Raw genomic sequence first — 17,315 nt, forward strand, 5'->3', positions numbered from 1 at the left:
TGGAAAAATATTCAAAATTTTAGGGGATAAGTGTAGCGCCCACGATTTTTTATCCACAGTGTCAGGTTTGATGCATGGCTAGTGCAATTATTGAAATTAGCAACGCCATCCCATGGCTAACTTCATCCCGAAGAGGGGGCATGAGCGTGTTTCGGAAGCGCGAACAATAGGGGGAATTGTACTGCACAAGAGGAGGCAGGCGTGAGAGCAGTGAGCAAGAGAGTGCTGGAAGGCTAATAAACAGAGCTGCCCCCGAGGTCAATTATGACCTTTAGGGACAGCTCCTTATGCGATGAACTACATCTTCATGACGCCGCCGGTGCTGGCCGACGTTACGAGGTGGGCATAGCGGGCAAGGTAGCCGCGCTTGATTTTGAGCTCGAAGCCCTTCCATTCGGAACGGCGCTTCTCGAATTCCTCGTCGCTGATCAGAAGATCCATCGTGCGGTTGTTCATATCGATCTCGATGATGTCGCCGTCTTGGACGAAAGCGATCGGTCCGCCTTCGGCCGCTTCCGGCGACACATGCCCGATGCTGATGCCGCGGGAAGCGCCGGAGAACCGGCCGTCCGTAATGAGCGCGACCTTCGCGCCGAGGCCCATGCCGACGATTTGCGACGTCGGCGCAAGCATCTCCGGCATGCCCGGGCCGCCGCGCGGTCCTTCGTAACGGATGATCACGACGTGGCCTTCCTTGATTTTGCCGTTCGCGATGCCGGCGAGCGCTTCGTCCTGGGAGTCGAAGCAGATGGCAGGGCCTTTGTGATAGCCGCCGACCGACTTGTCGACCGCTCCGGTCTTGATGATCGCGCCGTTAGGCGCCAGGTTGCCGAACAGGACGGCCAGGCCGCCGCGCTGCGTATGCGGATTGTCGAGCGTATGGATGACGTCGGTATCGAGAATTTCGCAGCCGGCGACGTTCTCGCGCAGCGTCTTGCCGGTAACGGTGATGCAGTCGCCGAACAGAGCGCCTTCCTTCTTGAACAGCTCGTTCAGCACGGCGCTGACGCCGCCCGCGTTATGCACGTCCTCGATATGGTAATCGGATGCCGGAGCGATCTTCGCCAGATGAGGCACGCGCTCTGCGACTTCGTTAATGCGTTCGATCGGGTATTCGATACCGGCTTCATGCGCGATCGCCAGCGTGTGAAGGACGGTGTTCGTCGAACCGCCCATCGCCATGTCGAGCGCGAAGGCGTTGTCGATCGCTTCCTTCGTCACGATATCGCGCGGCTTGATGTTCAGCTCGATCAGCTTCATCAGCTGGCGCGCCGCTTCCTTGACGAATTCCTTGCGCTCGGGCGATACGGCGAGAATCGTGCCGTTGCCCGGAAGCGCGAGGCCGAGGCCTTCGGCGAGGCAGTTCATCGAGTTGGCGGTGAACATGCCGGAGCAGGATCCGCAGGTCGGACAGCCGAACTGCTCGAGCTCCTGCAGCTGCTCGTCGTTGATTTTGCCGGCTTGGTGGGCTCCGACGCCTTCGAATACGCTCGAGAGCGAGATGGAGCGTCCGTCGCTCGTCTTGCCGGCCTTCATCGGCCCGCCGCTGACGAGCATCGTCGGGATGTTGACGCGAAGCGCGCCCATGATCATGCCCGGCGTAATTTTGTCGCAGTTCGGGATGCAGACCATGCCGTCGAACCAGTGCGCGTTAACGACCGTTTCGATCGAGTCGGCGATGATCTCGCGGCTTGCCAGCGAGTAGCGCATGCCGATGTGGCCCATCGCGATGCCGTCGTCGACGCCGATGGTATTGAATTCGAACGGCACGCCGCCCGCCTCGCGAATCGCTTCCTTCACGAGCTTGCCGAATTCCTGCAGGTGGACGTGGCCTGGAATAATATCGATATACGAGTTGCAGACCGCGATGAACGGTTTGCCGAAATCTTCTTCCTTTACGCCTGCGGCTCGCAGCAAGCTGCGATGCGGTGCGCGGTCGAAGCCTTTTTTGATCATGTCTGAACGCATTCTTTTGGCCGCCATGTAAGTGCCCCCCTATAACGTAATAAAATATCAATGCCTTCAATTTTATCACAACGGACAGGCGTTGGCTACAACGGCGGGCTCCCTCAAAAATTGGTCCGGGATAGGTCCAATCGTTAAAAAAACATTAAGAAACGCTTAAACATTGTAATTTTCTCCTTTAGCCCGGGACATCGCGAGCCCGATTCATGTATAGTAGGCACATCGGACACAATGAGAAGGAATAGGAGGCGGAAGCGGCAATGGACAGACGGATTTTGATCGTGGACGACGAGAAGGAAATAGCCGATCTGATCGAAATTTATTTGAAGAACGAAGGGTTCGCGACCGAGAAGGCGCATGATGGGGAGGAGGCGCTGTCCGCCTACGAGAAGGACCCGCACGACCTCGTCGTTCTCGACATCATGATGCCGAAGATGGACGGTCTGGAGGTGTGCAGGCGGCTGAGGCGCGATCAGTCCGTGCCGATTCTGATGCTTAGCGCGAAGGCGGAGGACATGGATAAAATTATGGGGCTGATGACCGGGGCCGACGATTATATGATCAAGCCGTTCAACCCGCTGGAGCTGGTCGCGCGCGTGCGGTCGCTGCTCCGCCGTTCCTATCAGTTCGGCGCCCAGGCGGAGGCCGGGGGCTCGCGGCAAGACCGGGAGCTGCGGCTCGGGCCGCTGCGAATCGACAAGCTGAGCCATACGGCGGAGGCGGACGGGAAGCCGCTTCACCTGACCTCGACGGAGTTCGGCATCCTGCATTTGCTGGCCGGGCAGCCCGGCCGGGTATTCAGCGCGGAGGACATTTTCCAGCAGGTATGGAAGGAGAAGTATTTCGACTCGAACAACACGGTCATGGTTCATATCAGCAAGCTGAGGGACAAGCTGGAGAAGGAGCTCGGCGACAAGATGATCGTGACCGTATGGGGGGTTGGCTACAAAATTGAAGGATAATCTCGCGATGCGCCTCTTCGTGAGGACGCTTGTCCATATCGGGCTCAGCATTGCGCTGGCCGCGTTTACGGTCATTTTTTTGGTGATTTTTGCGGATACGGCGCTGAGCGTATTCGGCAATTTCGGCATCCGGTCGCTTATCGGGAGCATCGTGAACGGAATCGGGCCAGAGTACGTTTTGATCGGATTCGCCGGTTTTTTGGCCTTTCTTATCTTCTTTATTTTACAGTGGCGCTTCTACGGCTACCTTGCCCGCATCAACGGGACCGTCCAAGGAATCGCGGACGGCCGGCTCGATTTCGATTACAAAATCGAGGTGCGCCGAAACAGCCCGTTCGGCGACATGGCCGTCAATTTGAACGCGCTAGCGGGAAGGCTTCGCCGCGCGCTCGAGGAGGAGCGCCGCGCCGAGCAGACGAAGAACGAGCTCATCACGAACGTGTCGCATGATTTGCGGACGCCGCTCACGTCGGTGCTCGGCTATTTGGGCTTGATCGAGCAGGATCGATACCGGGACGAGGTCGAGCTGCGCCATTACGTTCAAATCGCGTACGAGAAATCGCAGCGCCTTAACGGTCTGATCAACGATTTGTTCGAATACACGAGAATGCGTCACGATGCGTCCGCGCTGAGGGAAACGAGCTTCAACCTCGTCGAGCTGCTCGGGGAGCTGCTCGTTCAGTTCCAGCCGCCGCTGCGCGAGGCCGGGATGGAAGGCAGGCTCGCGGCCGGCGAGCCGGCGGTGACGATCAAGGGCGATCCGGCGAAGCTCGTTCGGGTGTTCGAGAACTTGATCGCGAACGCGATCGCCTACGGAAAGGACGGCAAGCGGATCGTGCTGACGGTCGGAAGGTCGGGAAGCCGCGCGGTCGTGGAAGTCATCAATTACGGCGAGCCGATACCTGCTCACGATCTTCCGCATATTTTCGAACGCTTCTACCGGGTGGATAAATCCCGCACGCAGTGGGCGGGAGGCTCGGGACTGGGCCTGGCCATCTCCAAAAGCATCGTCGAGAAGCACGGCGGCGTTATTTCGGTCTCGAGCGACGTTGACGAAACGGCTTTTCGCGTCGAGCTGCCCGCCTCCGGAACGATTTAAGAAATTTTTATGGTTTGGTTACGGTCTCCTTAAGCTGCGCCTTCTATACTTGGTCGTATGGAAGAAACGCATGCGAGAGGGGACTTTTCATTATGATCATGACACGCGTATATAGAAGAAGGAGAAGCCATTCCTTGAAATTCATGCTTCTTGCGGCGGGAGTGCTGGCCTGCGTGCCGTTCTTCGCGGCGCTTAAGGAACGGCCGGCCGTCGCCGAGCTTGACCTGGAATCGAAAGCGGCGATTTTGCTCGATCTCGGCACGGGCGAAGTGCTGTACGAGAAAAACGCGAACGAGCCGCTGCCGCCGGCAAGCATGTCGAAAATGATGACGGAGCTGCTCGTGCTCGACATGGTGAACGAAGGAAAGCTCGCCTGGAACGAGCAGGTCGCCGCGAGCGATTACGCGGCCGGCGTGCCCGGCTCGAGGATCGGCTTCGCGGAAGGAGACGTCTTCACGGTCCGCGAGCTGTTCGAGGCGACGGCCATCCATTCGGCCAACGACGCGGCGGTCGCCCTGGCCGAGCATATCGGCGGCAGCGAGCGGGCGTTCGTGAAGCTGATGAACGGCCGCGCGCAAAAAATCGGCTTATCGGAAAACGCGGTATTCGGCAATGCCACCGGCCTCGCCCGCGAGGATCTGCTGCCGTACCAGGCGGCCGCCTCGGACCGGGATACGATGCTGTCCGCCAAGGATACGGCCATGCTCGCCGCCTATTTGCTGAGAAAGTATCCCGAGGTGCTGGAGGTGTCCAAGAGGAAGAACGTCGAGCTCGCCTCCGCGTCGAAAAAGCTCAATTCGACGAACCTGATGCTGAGCGGGAATACGTACGCTTTTCCGGGGAATGACGGGCTGAAGACCGGCTATACGGTACAGGCGGGGTACTGCTTCACCGGAACGGCGAAGCAAGAAGGCCGGCGGCTCGTGTCGGTCGTCATGGGCTCGAGCGAGCCCGGGCAGCGGTTCGCCGAGACGGGCGAGCTGTTCCAATACGGCTTCCGGACGAACGGCCTTGACGGGCTGATCGGCCATATCCAAGGGAGACTGGGCATCGAGAACGGCTGATGGCCGACCGTTCGACGAAAATCTCCATGTCAATTTAATGTCAGACCTAGTGCAAATGTCGAAATTTGCGCTAGGTCTTTCTATGTTTGTGTTATAAAATATAACATGAATGCATTTACGAACGAACAATTGCTGTCTATAATGGAACTATTACGGAGATGAGAGGTGGATTTCATGCAGTTGACCGAACGCGAAAAAGAAAAGCTGCTCCTTACGATCGCCGCCGACCTCGCGAAGCGCCGGATGAATCGCGGCGTAAAGCTCAATTACCCGGAGAGCGTGGCGCTTATCACCTCCGAAATATTGGAAGGCGCGCGCGACGGGCTGACGGTTGCCCAGCTAATGGAATACGGGACGCGGATTTTGAAGCGGGAGCAGGTCATGCCCGGCATCCCCGAGATGATCCGCGAGGTCCAGGTCGAGGCGACGTTCCCGGACGGAACGAAGCTCGTCACGGTCCATAACCCGATCGCGGGGTAAGCGTCGGCACCATTCGGACGAGGGGAGGCGTTAGGCGAAATGATACCGGGCGAATACCGGACGGCGAAGGGCGAGATCGAATTGAACGCCGGACGCCGGACGCAGCAAATGATTGTCGTGAACGCGGGCGACAGGCCGGTGCAGGTCGGCTCGCACTATCATTTTTTCGAAGCGAACCGGGCTCTGCGCTTCGATCGCGAGGCCGCGTTCGGCATGCGGCTTCATATTCCCGCCGGAACGGCCGTGCGCTTCGAGCCGGGCGAGGAGAAGCCGGTGACGCTCGTAGAGCTGGGCGGCGCGAAGCTGTCCTATGGGCTGAACGGCTTAAGCCGGGGCAAGGCGGAGGCCGGAAGCATGCCGGACGAGGTGCGCGCGAGGCTTGCGGATTGGTCGGGTGAAGGCCCGTGAGCGGAATGGACCGGAGCAGCTACGCGGCGATGTTCGGCCCGACGACCGGCGACGCGGTCCGGCTCGCGGATACCGGGCTGTGGGCGCGCATCGAGCATGACCATACCGTCTACGGCGACGAATGCAAGTTCGGAGGGGGGAAGGTGATCCGCGATGGCATGGGCCAGTCGAGCGGCGCCTTGCGCGCGAACGGCGTGCTGGACACGCTCATCACGAATGCGGTCATTATCGATCATTGGGGCATCGTGAAGGCGGATATCGGCATCCGGGACGGCCATATCGTCGGAATCGGCAAAGCCGGCAATCCGGATATTATGGACGGCGTCCATCCGGACATGGTCGTCGGCGCGAGCACCGAGGTCATCGCCGGCGAAGGGAAGATCGTCACGGCAGGGGGCGTCGATTCGCATATTCATTTCATCTGCCCGCAGCAGATCGAGACGGCGCTGTCCTCCGGCGTCACGACGATGATCGGCGGAGGCACGGGCCCGGCCACGGGGACGAACGCGACGACGGTTACGCCGGGCGCTTGGCATATGCGGCGCATGCTCGAGGCGGCGGAGCGGTTCCCGATGAACCTCGGCTTCACCGGCAAAGGCAACGCCGCGTTCACGGCGCCGCTCATCGAGCAGATCGAGGCCGGCGCGATCGGGCTGAAGCTGCACGAGGATTGGGGAACGACGCCCGCCGCGATCGACGCCTGCCTGCAGGCCGCCGATCTCTACGACGTGCAGGTCGCCATCCATACCGATACGCTGAACGAAGCGGGCTTCGTCGAGGATACGCTGGCGGCGATCGGCGGACGCACCATCCATACGTATCATACCGAAGGGGCGGGCGGCGGCCATGCGCCCGACATTATCGTGGCGGCGGGAGAGCCGAACGTGCTTCCGTCCTCGACGAATCCGACGCGCCCGTTCACGATCAATACGATCGAGGAGCATCTCGATATGCTGATGGTGTGCCATCATCTGGACAGCGGCATTCCGGAGGACGTCGCGTTCGCCGATTCCCGGATCCGGCCGGAGACGATCGCGGCCGAAGACATTTTGCACGATATGGGCGTGTTCAGCATGATCAGCTCCGATTCCCAGGCGATGGGCCGGGTCGGCGAAGTGATCATCCGCACGTGGCAGACGGCCGACAAAATGAAGCGCCAGCGGGGTCCGCTCGCGCCGGACGACGAGGAGAGCGACAACTTCCGCATCAAGCGGTACATCGCCAAATATACGATTAACCCCGCGATTACGCACGGGATTTCCCACCTCGTCGGCTCCCTGGAAATCGGGAAGCTTGCTGACATCGTTCTGTGGAGCCCGATGTTCTTCGGCGTGAAGCCGGATATGGTGCTGAAGGGCGGCAGCATCGCCTACGCGCAGATGGGGGACCCGAACGCCTCGATTCCGACGCCGCAGCCGGTATTCGGACGCCCGATGTTCGCTTCCTTCGGGAAGCTCGTGTACAGCAGCTCGATCACGTTCGTCTCGCGGGCGGCCTTTGATCTCGGCATCGCGCGGGAGCTTGGGCTGCAGAAGAGGATCGAGCCGGTGAAGGGCTGCAGGTCCGTTGCGAAGAAGGACATGATCCATAACGACGCGACCCCGAAGCTTGAGGTCGATCCGGAGACGTACCGCGTCGCGGTGGACGGCGAGCATGTGACATGCGAGCCCGCGGACGTGCTGCCGATGGCGCAGCGATACTTTTTGTTCTAGCGAGAGGACCGGATGTGCGAATGAACGACAACATCAGTTGGCTGGCAATGCAGCAGCTGCTCGATTCGGCGCTGCCGATCGGCGGCTTCTCCCACTCGTTCGGCCTCGAGACGATGGTGCAGGACGGCCGGATGAACGATTCCGGGCAGCTCTACGCGTATGCCTCGGCCATGCTGCTGCAGAGCTGGGCGACGTCGGACGCGATGGCGGTCAAAGCGGTATACCGGGACGCCCCCGCGAAGGAATGGGAGCGGCTGTGGGCGGTGGAGCGGCTCGTTCATCTGCAGAGGATCTCCTCGGAGTCGCGAAGCGGCGTGGAGAAGATGGGGCGGCGGCTGCTTCAGCTCGCGGCGGCGATCCATCCCGGGCTGGACTGGGCGCCGCTGACGGGGGCGCTGAAGGCCGGACGCTGCTTCGCTTCGCATCCGCTCTCGCACGGCTACGCCTGCCTGCTGCTCGGCGTATCCGAGGAGAAGGCGATGCAGGGCTATTTTTATACGTGCATCGTCACATGCGTCAACAGCGCCCTGCGGCTCATGCCGATCGGGCAGACGGAAGGACAGTCGCTGATCGCGAGGCTGACGCCGCTGACGGAGGAGGCGTTGCGGGTGGCGGCCGGCCTCGAGCCGGAGGAGGCCTATTCGAACATGCCGATGGCGGAGCTGGCGATGATGCGGCACGAGCGGTTGTATTCCCGGCTGTTCATGTCTTGACCGAAAAATACGATTAAGCGAATGGAGGAAGGTTACATGTGCCAAGGACAAGGACATACGCATCAGGAGTGGGAAAGCCCGGCGCTCGACGGCTCGCGGCCGATCCGGATCGGAATCGGCGGGCCGGTCGGCTCCGGCAAAACGGCGCTCGTCGAACGGTTGACGCGGGAGCTTCATGAACGCTACAGTCTGGCGGTTATCACGAACGACATTTATACGAAGGAGGACGCGCGCATCCTCTTTAACACGGGCGTGCTTCCGGAGGAGCGCATTATCGGCGTCGAGACGGGCGGCTGTCCGCATACCGCCATTCGCGAGGACGCCTCGATGAACTTCGAGGCGATCGAGGAGCTGGAGCGCCGTTTCGAGAAGCTCGATCTGATCTTCATCGAAAGCGGCGGCGACAATCTCGCGGCGGCGTTCAGCCCGGAGCTCGTGGACCGCTTCATCTATATTATCGACGTGGCGCAAGGGGAGAAAATTCCGCGTAAGGGCGGTCCCGGCATTATGCGCTCCGACCTGCTCGTCATTAACAAGATCGATCTCGCCCCGTACGTCGGCGCGAGTCTGGAAGTGATGGAAGCGGACACGATCAAGATGCGCGGAAGCCGGCCGTTCGTCTTCTCGAATCTGTTCGGCGGCGACGGGGTGGACGAAATCGTGAGCTGGCTCGTGCACGAGCTCGCCCATGCCCGCGGCGAAGCGCATTCGCATGTGATCCCGTTAGCCGACCTGACGCAAGGCAACCGGCATACGGCTTCTTGATGGAGCGGGAGGCGGCCGATTCAAAAGGCGGCACCGCCGCTTCGCCGACCGCGGGCGCCGATTCGGCAATCCGCGCGTCCGAGCTTGCCGTATCGTTCGCGAGCCGCGGCGGGCGGACGGTGCTCGAGCGGAAATACCATACCGCGCCGCTCAAGATCGCCAAGGCGTTCCCGCTGGACCGCCAGCTCGGCGTCATCGTCATGGACGTGTCGCCCGGCCTGCTTGAGGGCGACCATTACGATCTGGCGTGGACGTTCGGCCGCGGCGCCCATGCGATGATGACGAACCAGTCGTATACGAAGGTTCATCCGTGCTTGCCGGGCGGAGGGGCGTCCATGCGGCAAACCTTCGAGCTCGCGGACAACGCGGTTGCCGAGCATATGCCCGAGCCGGTCATGCTGTATAGGCATGCGCGCTTTCGCGGCGAGACGCAGGTAAGGCTCGGAGCGGGGGCCGTCTGGATGCAGGCCGACGTGCTCTGCCCGGGACGGACGCCGCGCGGCGAGCGGTTCGATTACCGGAGCTTTCGTAACGAGCTCGCCGTCCGTTACGGCGAGGAGCTTATTTTCATGCAGCGGCAGCGGATCGAGCCGCCCGAGCAGACGCTGGGCGCGCCGGGCTGCTGGGAGGATATGACCCACTGGGGCTCCTTCTACCTGTTCTCGGACCGGGTGCGCGCCGGGCATCTGGAGCGGCTTCAGGCTTGCATCGAAAGGTTTGATTCCCCGGCCGCGCATCCGGTCATCGCCGGCGCGTCCCTTACGCATCGCTTCGGCGTCGCCGTCTCGGCCGCCTCGACGGCCGCATGGCCGCTGCAGAAGCTGATGGGGGAGCTGTGGCGGGAGGCAAGGGCGAGCGTGCTGGAATTGCCGCCGCTGCGTTTGCTGCAGGGATGATCAAGTACTGAACAGCCGACCGCGGCAACGCGCAGTCGGCTGTTTGGCTTGTCCGCAGGCTTCGGTATTAAAGGTAATTTATGGTCTTATTCGATACGCTAACCCGTTCAGCCGCAGGAATAAGGGAAAAGATTGGTCTTAGCCTGGCCAATTGGGGCATCGGGAGCGGAAATTGAACGAGTTTACGAACATTTTTTCCTCTATTTCATTGAAAAGAGAGCTGGCGGAGCCTGATAGCGCCATTTGATTCCCTTATTCGCGTCTGTCTTGAAGGGAAATTGAAGCTTTGGGCGCTTCGCACGCAACCAACGAAAGAAAATCGTCGAAACCTGCGCTTCTTTTGCTGTATAACGATTGGCGCATTTGATATAATCGTATCAAAGTCTTGCATGGAGGCGTTGATAATTTGAATGAAGCTTTGAATGAAGCAGACACGGAGAAGCTGGCGTTAATGAGAAGGCTGGACGAGTCGTTCCGCCAGGTGCGGCGGCAGGTGAACGCGGAATGGAACACGTACAACGTGCACGGGCTCGGGATGACGCACGGGCGAATGCTGACGATTCTGGCCGAATCCGGTCCGCAGAAAGCTTCCGCGCTCGCGGAGCAGCTTCTCATCACGAGCGGCGGCGTAACCGGCATCGCCGATCGGCTCATCGAGCTCGGCTACATCCGGCGGACGCGGGGCGAGCAGGACAGGCGCGTCGTCATGCTGGGCATTACGGACGAAGGGATGAAGAACGTCGCCCTTATCGAGACGGTAAGGACGAAGATTATGTTCAAGCTGTTCGACGGGATGTCGATCGAGGAAATGGCCGGCGGGCTCGCGCTGTTCGAGAGGATGAACCGGAACATGGAGTCGGCCGACGAAGCGGATGGATAGCCTTCGCGCTGCTGATAGCGGCAATTGTTACGAATTCGTGACTATTTGAATAAAGGATTATGAAAATTCGTCATATTCGTGTAAAATTAACTAGAAATTTGTCGAATTCATTCAGACTTTAAGCCTATTGGCGACGAAATCAGGTTGACAAATTCCGATAATACAACTAGGATTAAAGGGAATTAGTACATTCGACTTAGGGGAGATTGGGATGAAGAAGGCACTGGCATTGGCGGTTTCGCTGCTGCTTATGGTTACGGTCATCGCGGCTTGCGGCTCGAACGGAAGCAACGGGGAAGGCGCGGCGAACAACGGCGCGGCCAACGAAGGAGCGGCGACGAACAACGCGGGCGGCGAGCAGGCGGAAGCGAAGAAGATCGCGCTCGTACTGCCCGAGAAGATCGGCGTGAACAAGTTTTTCGTATTGATGGATGAAGGCTTCAAGAAGGCGGGCGAGGAGTTCGGCGCGGAAGTGAAGACGATCGAATCGACGGATCCGGCCGCATTCGAGCAAAACCTCCGCGCTACCGTGGCCGAAGATTACGATTTGATCATTACCGCAACGTTCCAGGCAGTGGACGCGCTGAACAAGGTCGCTGCCGAAAATCCGGACAAGCCGTTCGCGATCATCGACACGATCGTCGATTTGCCTAACGTTCGCAGCGTGCAGTTCCGCGAGCATGAAGCGGCATATCTGATGGGCGCGCTCGCCGGCCTGTCCACGAAGACCAATACGGTCGGCGCGGTCGTGGCGATGGACGCTCCGCTTCTGAAGAAATATACGTACGGCTTCGAGCAAGGACTGAAGAGCACGAATCCGGAAGCGGAATTCCTCGTGAACTACGTCGGCAGCTTCACCGATCCGGTCAAAGGCAAGGAGCTCGCGCTGCTGCAGCAATCGAAGGGCGCGGACTTCATCGCCGGCATGGCGGCGGTCGGCGACAACGGCGTATTCGAAGCGGCGAAGGAAAAAGGCTTCTACACTTCCGGACAGGATACGGACCGCACCGGCGAAGATCCGGAGCATATCGTGTTGTCGCAATTGAAAGGAACGGATACCGTAGCCTACGAAACGGTGAAAGCGTTCATGGAAGACAACTTCGAATACGGCGCGGCCGAATACGGCTTGAAGGAAGACGGCGTCGGCCTGACTTTCGTAACGAGAGAGAGCGAATCTCCGCTGAGCCCGTTCATCGGCCAGGAGAACGTCGACAAGGTGAAGGCGATCGCCGAAGACATCAAATCCGGCAAAATCGTCGTCGAATTGCCGGCAAGCTAAGTTTGCTTACCTAAATCAAGCACAAGTACCGGCTGCTTTCCAGCAGCCGGTTTGCTTGTTGAGGATATGCTTCCTTGCGCCAACCGGGGGAGCGGTTTTTTTTGTTTCTAGACGAACGCAAGCGAAAGGAGAGGAGTGCTGCGAATGCTGCTTGAGATGGAGAAGATTACGAAGTCTTACGGGAACGTCACCGCCAACAGCGACGTATGCTTTACGCTTCGCAAAGGGGAGATCCATGCGCTCGTCGGCGAGAACGGAGCGGGCAAAACGACGCTGATGCGCATTTTATACGGAATGGAAAGCCCGACGAGCGGCGAAATCCGCTTGGACGGCAAAGGCGTGTCGTTCGCGAGCCCGGCGGATGCGATCGCCCATAAAATCGGCATGGTGCATCAGCATTTCATGCTGTTCCCGACCTTTACGATCGCGGAAAATATCGTCATCGGACGCGAGCCATCAAAGGGAATCGGCTTCGACCGCCAAGCGGCGGCGGCAACGGTCGAGCAGCTCGGCAAGCAATTCGGCATGCCGGTCGATCCGCGGAAGAAGGTTGCGGATTGCTCGCTCGGCCTTCAGCAGCGGGTGGAAATTTTGAAGGTGCTCCATCAGGGGGCGGAAATCATTATTTTGGACGAGCCGACCGGCGTGCTGACGCCGCTCGAGGTCGGCGAGCTGCTCGTCGCGATCAAGGGACTTGCGGCGCAGGGCAAAAGCTTCATTCTGATCAGCCATAAGCTGCAGGAAATTATGGAGATCGCCGACCGGATCACGGTGCTGAGGGACGGCAAGGTGACGGGGACGGTCGAAGCGAAGGATACGGACGCGGAGGAGCTGTCGAGGCTGATGGTCGGCCGCGAGCTGATCCAGCTGTCGCGCAAGGCGGCCGGTACGGGCAAGCCGGTATTGGAAGCCGATAACGTGACGATTAACGGCGCCCGAACGAAACCGCTGCTCGGCGGCGTCAGCCTTCAAGTGAACGAAGGGGAGATCGTCGGCATCGCGGGCATTTCCGGCAACGGCCAATCCGAGCTGATTCAGGCGATATCCGGCTTGATGAAGATCGACGGCGGTTCGGTCAAGCTGCTCGGGCAGGACGTGACGGGCGCGACGGTGAAGACGATTCGCGAGCGCGGACTCGCCCATATCCCCGAGGACCGCTATCAATGGGGCGTGGCGAAGGACGCGACCGTTATGGAGAACGGCCTCATGGGTCACGCCGGCAAGCATCAGCGGTACGGCGTACTGAGCGGACCCGGCATCCGCAGCATGGTCGGCGAGTGGGTGAGCCGGTTCGGGATCAAGACGGGCTCGCTGTCGACGAAGGCGCAATATTTGTCCGGAGGCAATCTGCAGAAGCTCATCGTCGCGCGCGAGCTGGCGCAGAAGACGCCTTTCCTTATTGCGGCCGAACCTACGCGCGGCGTCGACGTGGGCGCGATGGAAATCATCCACGGGGAGCTGCTTAAGAAGCGCGACGAAGGCGGTGCCATCCTGCTCGTCTCGTCGGAGCTGACGGAAATATTGAAGCTCTCCGACCGGATTCTGGTCATGTTCGAAGGCCGCATCGTCGGCGAGCTGGCCGCGGACCATGCGACGGAGGAGCAAATCAGTTTGTTGATGGCGGGAGGAAAAGCGGTTGGATAAGCGGGTATCATTCATTCGTTCGTTGCTGCAGCCGCTGCTGGCCGTCATCGTCGGCCTGGCTGCGGGCGCCGTCGCCATCGCCGTCGTCGGGGGCTCCGTCCTCGAGACGTACGCGGAGATGTGGAAGGGCGCGTTCGGAAGCTTTTATTTCTTCACCAATACGTTAAGCAGGGCGACGCCGATTATATTGATCGGATTAGGCGTGGCGCTGGCGTTCCGAGCCGGATTTTTCAACATGGGCTCGGAGGGGCAAATGGTGCTCGGCGCGTTAAGCGCGGCCATTACGGCCTTATATTTGCCGGGACCGGCATGGCTGAAGCTTGTCGCGGCGCTTGTCGCCGGCATCATTTCCGGGGGAATATGGTCGGCCTTCGCCGGCTGGCTTGACGCCAAATACCGGATGAACCTGCTAATCACGACCTTATTGCTTAATTATATCGCGACTCTCTTCGCCGGCTATATCGTCTCTTATCCGCTGAAGGACCGTACCGGCTCCGCCGCCATGGCGCAGACGATGATGATCGATAAGAGCGTATGGCTGCCCAAGCTGTTCAAAGGCATGAGCCTGCACGGCGGCTTCCTTATCGCGGCCGTATGCGCGATTCTGCTCTTCCTGTTCATGAGGTACACGTTGAAAGGCTACGAAATCCGGATGCTCGGCGGCAATCCGCTGTTCGCTAGCTACGGCGGCGTGCAGCGGGGCAAAATGATGCTGCTCAGCATGTTCGCGAGCGGCGGCTTCGCGGGACTGGCCGGCTCGATCGAGGTGCTTGGCACGCAGTACCGCTACCTGGACGGCGCGCTCACGACGCCGGGCTACGCCTGGTCGGGCATTATGGCGACGCTGCTGGCAGGCTCGCACCCGCTGGGCACGGCGGTCGCCGCGATTCTGCTTGCCGCCCTGCAGACGGGCGGGATGGGCATGGAACGCAATACCGAGGTGCCGCTCGAAGTATCGAGTATCATTCAAGCGGTGCTGATTCTGTTCGTTTCGGCCAAAATTACGTATTCGTTCATTAAACGCAGGAAGGCGAGGTCTTAATATGGATCAATTATTCGATGTCTCGCTGTTCGCTTCGACGCTGCGTTTGGTTACCCCCATCCTGCTCGCGGCTCTGGGCGGCGCGCTGTGCGCCCGGGTCGGCCTGTTCAACGTCGGGCTGGAAGGGCTCGTCCTGATCGGGGCGTTCTCCGCCATCGTCGGCAACCATTTTACCGGAAACGTATTGTCGGCGGTCCTGTTCGCGATTTTATGCTCGCTTTTGTTTTCCGTCCTGTTCGGGTACATGAGCATTCACTTGCGAGCGAACGTCATCGTCGTCGGGATCGCGCTGAATTTCCTGGCGCTCGGCTTGACGACGTTCTCGCTCCGCGCGATATTCGACGTGAAGGGCGCATACTACAACAAGGACATGGTCGGCCTGCCGAAATGGGACATTCCGCTGCTTAAGGATATTCCTTGGCTGGGCGACGTGCTGTCCGGGCATTCGCCGCTCGTCTATTTGTCGATCCTGATCGTCATCCTGCTGCAGCTGTTCCTGTTCAAGACGGTTACCGGCTTCCGGCTGCTCGCCGCGGGCGAGAATGCTACGGCGGCGAAGAGCCTCGGCATCAAGGTGACCCGCATCCAATACGGCGCCGTGCTGATGTGCGGCGTACTATGCGGTCTCGCGGGCGCCCAGCTGTCGCTCGGTAACGTCACGATGTTCACGGAGGGCATGACGTCGGGCCGCGGGTTCATCGCGCTCGTCGCGACGATGCTCGGCCAGTCGAATCCGCTCGGCGTCGCCGCGTCGAGCCTGCTGTTCGGCTTCATGGACGCGCTGAGCATCCGGCTGCAGGGCTTCGCGCTGCCGACGCATTTTACGATGATGCTGCCTTACGTCGTGACGATCGCCGCGATGCTGTTCTTCAAGGACAAAGGCTACATGCAGGAAGCGCGCAAGGCGAACGAGAGCTCCAGATAATTTAAGCTTTAGGCAGAAAGAGGCGGTGTAAGCATGCATAACAAAGCAGAACGGTTAAAGAAGGTAACGGCGGTCAGGAAGGCGGATATCGCCCCCGAGCTTGCTCATCGCGTACCGCCGGGACAGACGGTGACGGAACGGTTCCCGATTCTGCACGAGGGCGAGGTGCCGCGTTACGACCTTGGCAGCTGGACGCTGCGCGTGTTCGGGGAGGTCGACCGGGAGCAGACGTTCTCCTTCGACGACCTGCTCGCGCTGCCGCAGACGAAGATCGTATGCGACATCCACTGCGTCACGCGCTGGTCCAAACTCGACACGGAATGGGAGGGCGTGAAGTTCGCGGACCTGCTCCCGCTGCTCGGAGCGAAGACGGACGCGAAATACGTCATGATCCATGCGGACGAAGACTACGATACGAACGTGCCGCTTGCGGATTTGCTGCGGGAGGACGTGATTCTCGCGCACCGGTTCGACGGCGAGCCGCTTACCGACAAGCACGGCTGGCCGATGCGGCTGCTCGTGCCGCATCTCTATTTCTGGAAGAGCGCGAAATGGATTCGCGGCATTGAATTCATGAAGGAAGACCGTCCCGGCTTCTGGGAGAGGAACGGCTTCCACAACGATGCGGATCCGTTCGAGGAGCAGCGGTTCTCGAGCGAGGAGAACAGCATGCCCGAGGACGAATGGATGAAGAAGGAGTTTGATTGAACAGATGTTGTCTATATTGCAAGTGAACCCGCAAGATCTTCCAGCCTATGCGATCGTGTGCGGCGATCCCCGCCGCGCGGAGGCGATAGCCCGCAAGCTGACGAATGCGAGGGAGCTGGCGTTCGCGCGGGAATACCGGACGTTCGTCGGCGAATATGAAGGCGTTCCGCTCGCGGTCGTCAGCCACGGCGTCGGCTCGTCCGGCGCGGCGGTCTGCTTCGAGGAGCTGATCCGCGGCGGCGTGAAGACGCTAATTCGCGTCGGCACGGCCGGCTCTTATTCGACCGACCACCCGGCCGGAAGCTTGATCGTCAGCACGGCGGCCGTGCGCGCCGAAGGGCTGACGCACCAGCTCGTGCCCGCCGGCTTCCCGGCCGTCGCGGACAGCGCGGTGACGGAGGCGCTGTATGAAGCCGCGCTCGAGGGCGGAGGCGTCGTGAAGAAAGGCATCACGGTATCGCTCGACGTCTTCTTCTCGGGCGTCGTGGACGTGCCGCATCGCCAGTACAAGCAGGCGGGGGTGCTCGCGGTGGAGATGGAAATCGCGGCGTTGTTCGTCGTCGCCTCGCTGCGCGGAGCGAGAGCCGGCGCGATCGTGGCGCTGGACGGCTATGCCGATACGGATCTGGCGGCCGAATACGACCCGCACACCGACGTCGTCGCAGGTGCCGTCGAACGCGAGATCGCAGCGGCGTTAAAGACGGTCAAGAAGCTCGCTTCCGCTTAACCGGAGCGGGCCTGCCAATCTAAAAAAAGCTTGCCCCAAGCGTGAG

General features: G+C 60.3%; 17 protein-coding genes. 16 read left to right on the plus strand and 1 reads right to left on the minus strand.

Annotated features, from left to right (window positions below; all coding sequences use genetic code 11):
• Window positions 1–297: 297 nt before the first annotated feature.
• Window positions 298–1,983, minus strand: a complete 1,686-nt coding sequence (ilvD, locus tag IDH41_RS29265) for a dihydroxy-acid dehydratase (protein WP_190867557.1) — start codon at window positions 1,981–1,983, stop codon at window positions 298–300.
• Window positions 1,984–2,225: 242 nt separating this feature from the next.
• Between ilvD and IDH41_RS29270 the strand changes: the two genes are divergently transcribed.
• The 16 genes from IDH41_RS29270 to IDH41_RS29345 all read left to right on the plus strand — a co-directional run bounded on the left by IDH41_RS29270 (window position 2,226) and on the right by IDH41_RS29345 (window position 17,269).
• Window positions 2,226–2,927 (plus strand): response regulator transcription factor, encoded by a 702-nt coding sequence (locus IDH41_RS29270; protein WP_190867559.1) that lies wholly within the window; start codon window positions 2,226–2,228, stop codon window positions 2,925–2,927.
• A complete protein-coding gene (locus tag IDH41_RS29275) occupies window positions 2,917–4,026 on the plus strand; it encodes a sensor histidine kinase (protein WP_223830165.1) in 1,110 nt (369 codons plus the stop codon). The genes IDH41_RS29270 and IDH41_RS29275 overlap by 11 nt, the downstream gene beginning before the upstream one ends.
• Window positions 4,027–4,169: 143 nt before the next feature.
• Entirely contained in the window at window positions 4,170–5,090 is a 921-nt protein-coding gene (locus IDH41_RS29280) for a D-alanyl-D-alanine carboxypeptidase family protein (RefSeq protein WP_223830170.1), read from the plus strand.
• A 174-nt stretch (window positions 5,091–5,264) separates the two neighbouring features.
• Entirely contained in the window at window positions 5,265–5,570 is a 306-nt protein-coding gene (locus IDH41_RS29285) for an urease subunit gamma (RefSeq protein ID WP_190867563.1), read from the plus strand.
• A gap of 39 nt (window positions 5,571–5,609) precedes the next feature.
• Window positions 5,610–5,978: an urease subunit beta gene (locus IDH41_RS29290; protein ID WP_190867570.1), complete on the plus strand. Its 369-nt coding sequence runs from the start codon at window positions 5,610–5,612 to the stop codon at window positions 5,976–5,978.
• Window positions 5,975–7,690, plus strand: a complete 1,716-nt coding sequence (gene ureC, locus IDH41_RS29295) for an urease subunit alpha (RefSeq protein WP_317890838.1) — start codon at window positions 5,975–5,977, stop codon at window positions 7,688–7,690. The genes IDH41_RS29290 and ureC overlap by 4 nt, the downstream gene beginning before the upstream one ends.
• 20 nt (window positions 7,691–7,710) lie before the next feature.
• Window positions 7,711–8,403 (plus strand): urease accessory protein UreF, encoded by a 693-nt coding sequence (locus IDH41_RS29300; protein WP_190867572.1) that lies wholly within the window; start codon window positions 7,711–7,713, stop codon window positions 8,401–8,403.
• Window positions 8,404–8,439: 36 nt separating this feature from the next.
• A complete protein-coding gene (ureG, locus tag IDH41_RS29305) occupies window positions 8,440–9,168 on the plus strand; it encodes an urease accessory protein UreG (protein ID WP_190867574.1) in 729 nt (242 codons plus the stop codon).
• Window positions 9,168–10,064, plus strand: coding sequence for an urease accessory protein UreD (locus IDH41_RS29310; protein ID WP_190867612.1), 897 nt, complete (start codon window positions 9,168–9,170; stop codon window positions 10,062–10,064). Before ureG ends, IDH41_RS29310 begins: the two co-directional genes overlap by 1 nt.
• A gap of 406 nt (window positions 10,065–10,470) precedes the next feature.
• On the plus strand, window positions 10,471–10,944 hold the full coding sequence (locus IDH41_RS29315) for a MarR family winged helix-turn-helix transcriptional regulator (RefSeq protein WP_223830166.1): 474 nt from the start codon (window positions 10,471–10,473) through the stop codon (window positions 10,942–10,944).
• A 211-nt stretch (window positions 10,945–11,155) separates the two neighbouring features.
• On the plus strand, window positions 11,156–12,223 hold the full coding sequence (locus IDH41_RS29320) for a BMP family lipoprotein (RefSeq protein ID WP_190867576.1): 1,068 nt from the start codon (window positions 11,156–11,158) through the stop codon (window positions 12,221–12,223).
• 144 nt (window positions 12,224–12,367) lie between these two features.
• Window positions 12,368–13,867 (plus strand): ABC transporter ATP-binding protein, encoded by a 1,500-nt coding sequence (locus IDH41_RS29325; protein WP_190867577.1) that lies wholly within the window; start codon window positions 12,368–12,370, stop codon window positions 13,865–13,867.
• A complete protein-coding gene (locus tag IDH41_RS29330; protein WP_190867579.1) occupies window positions 13,860–14,909 on the plus strand; it encodes an ABC transporter permease in 1,050 nt (349 codons plus the stop codon). The genes IDH41_RS29325 and IDH41_RS29330 overlap by 8 nt, the downstream gene beginning before the upstream one ends.
• A gap of 1 nt (window position 14,910) precedes the next feature.
• Window positions 14,911–15,834, plus strand: coding sequence for an ABC transporter permease (locus IDH41_RS29335; protein WP_190867581.1), 924 nt, complete (start codon window positions 14,911–14,913; stop codon window positions 15,832–15,834).
• A gap of 33 nt (window positions 15,835–15,867) precedes the next feature.
• Window positions 15,868–16,542 carry a sulfite oxidase-like oxidoreductase gene (locus IDH41_RS29340; protein ID WP_190867583.1) on the plus strand — a complete coding sequence of 225 codons (675 nt, stop codon included), beginning with the start codon at window positions 15,868–15,870 and terminating at the stop codon, window positions 16,540–16,542.
• 4 nt (window positions 16,543–16,546) lie between these two features.
• On the plus strand, window positions 16,547–17,269 hold the full coding sequence (locus IDH41_RS29345) for a nucleoside phosphorylase (protein ID WP_190867584.1): 723 nt from the start codon (window positions 16,547–16,549) through the stop codon (window positions 17,267–17,269).
• The last annotated feature ends 46 nt before the right edge of the window (window positions 17,270–17,315 follow it).

The sequence above is a fragment of the Paenibacillus arenilitoris genome (assembly GCF_014705655.1).
Lineage (GTDB): Bacteria > Bacillota > Bacilli > Paenibacillales > Paenibacillaceae > Pristimantibacillus > Pristimantibacillus arenilitoris.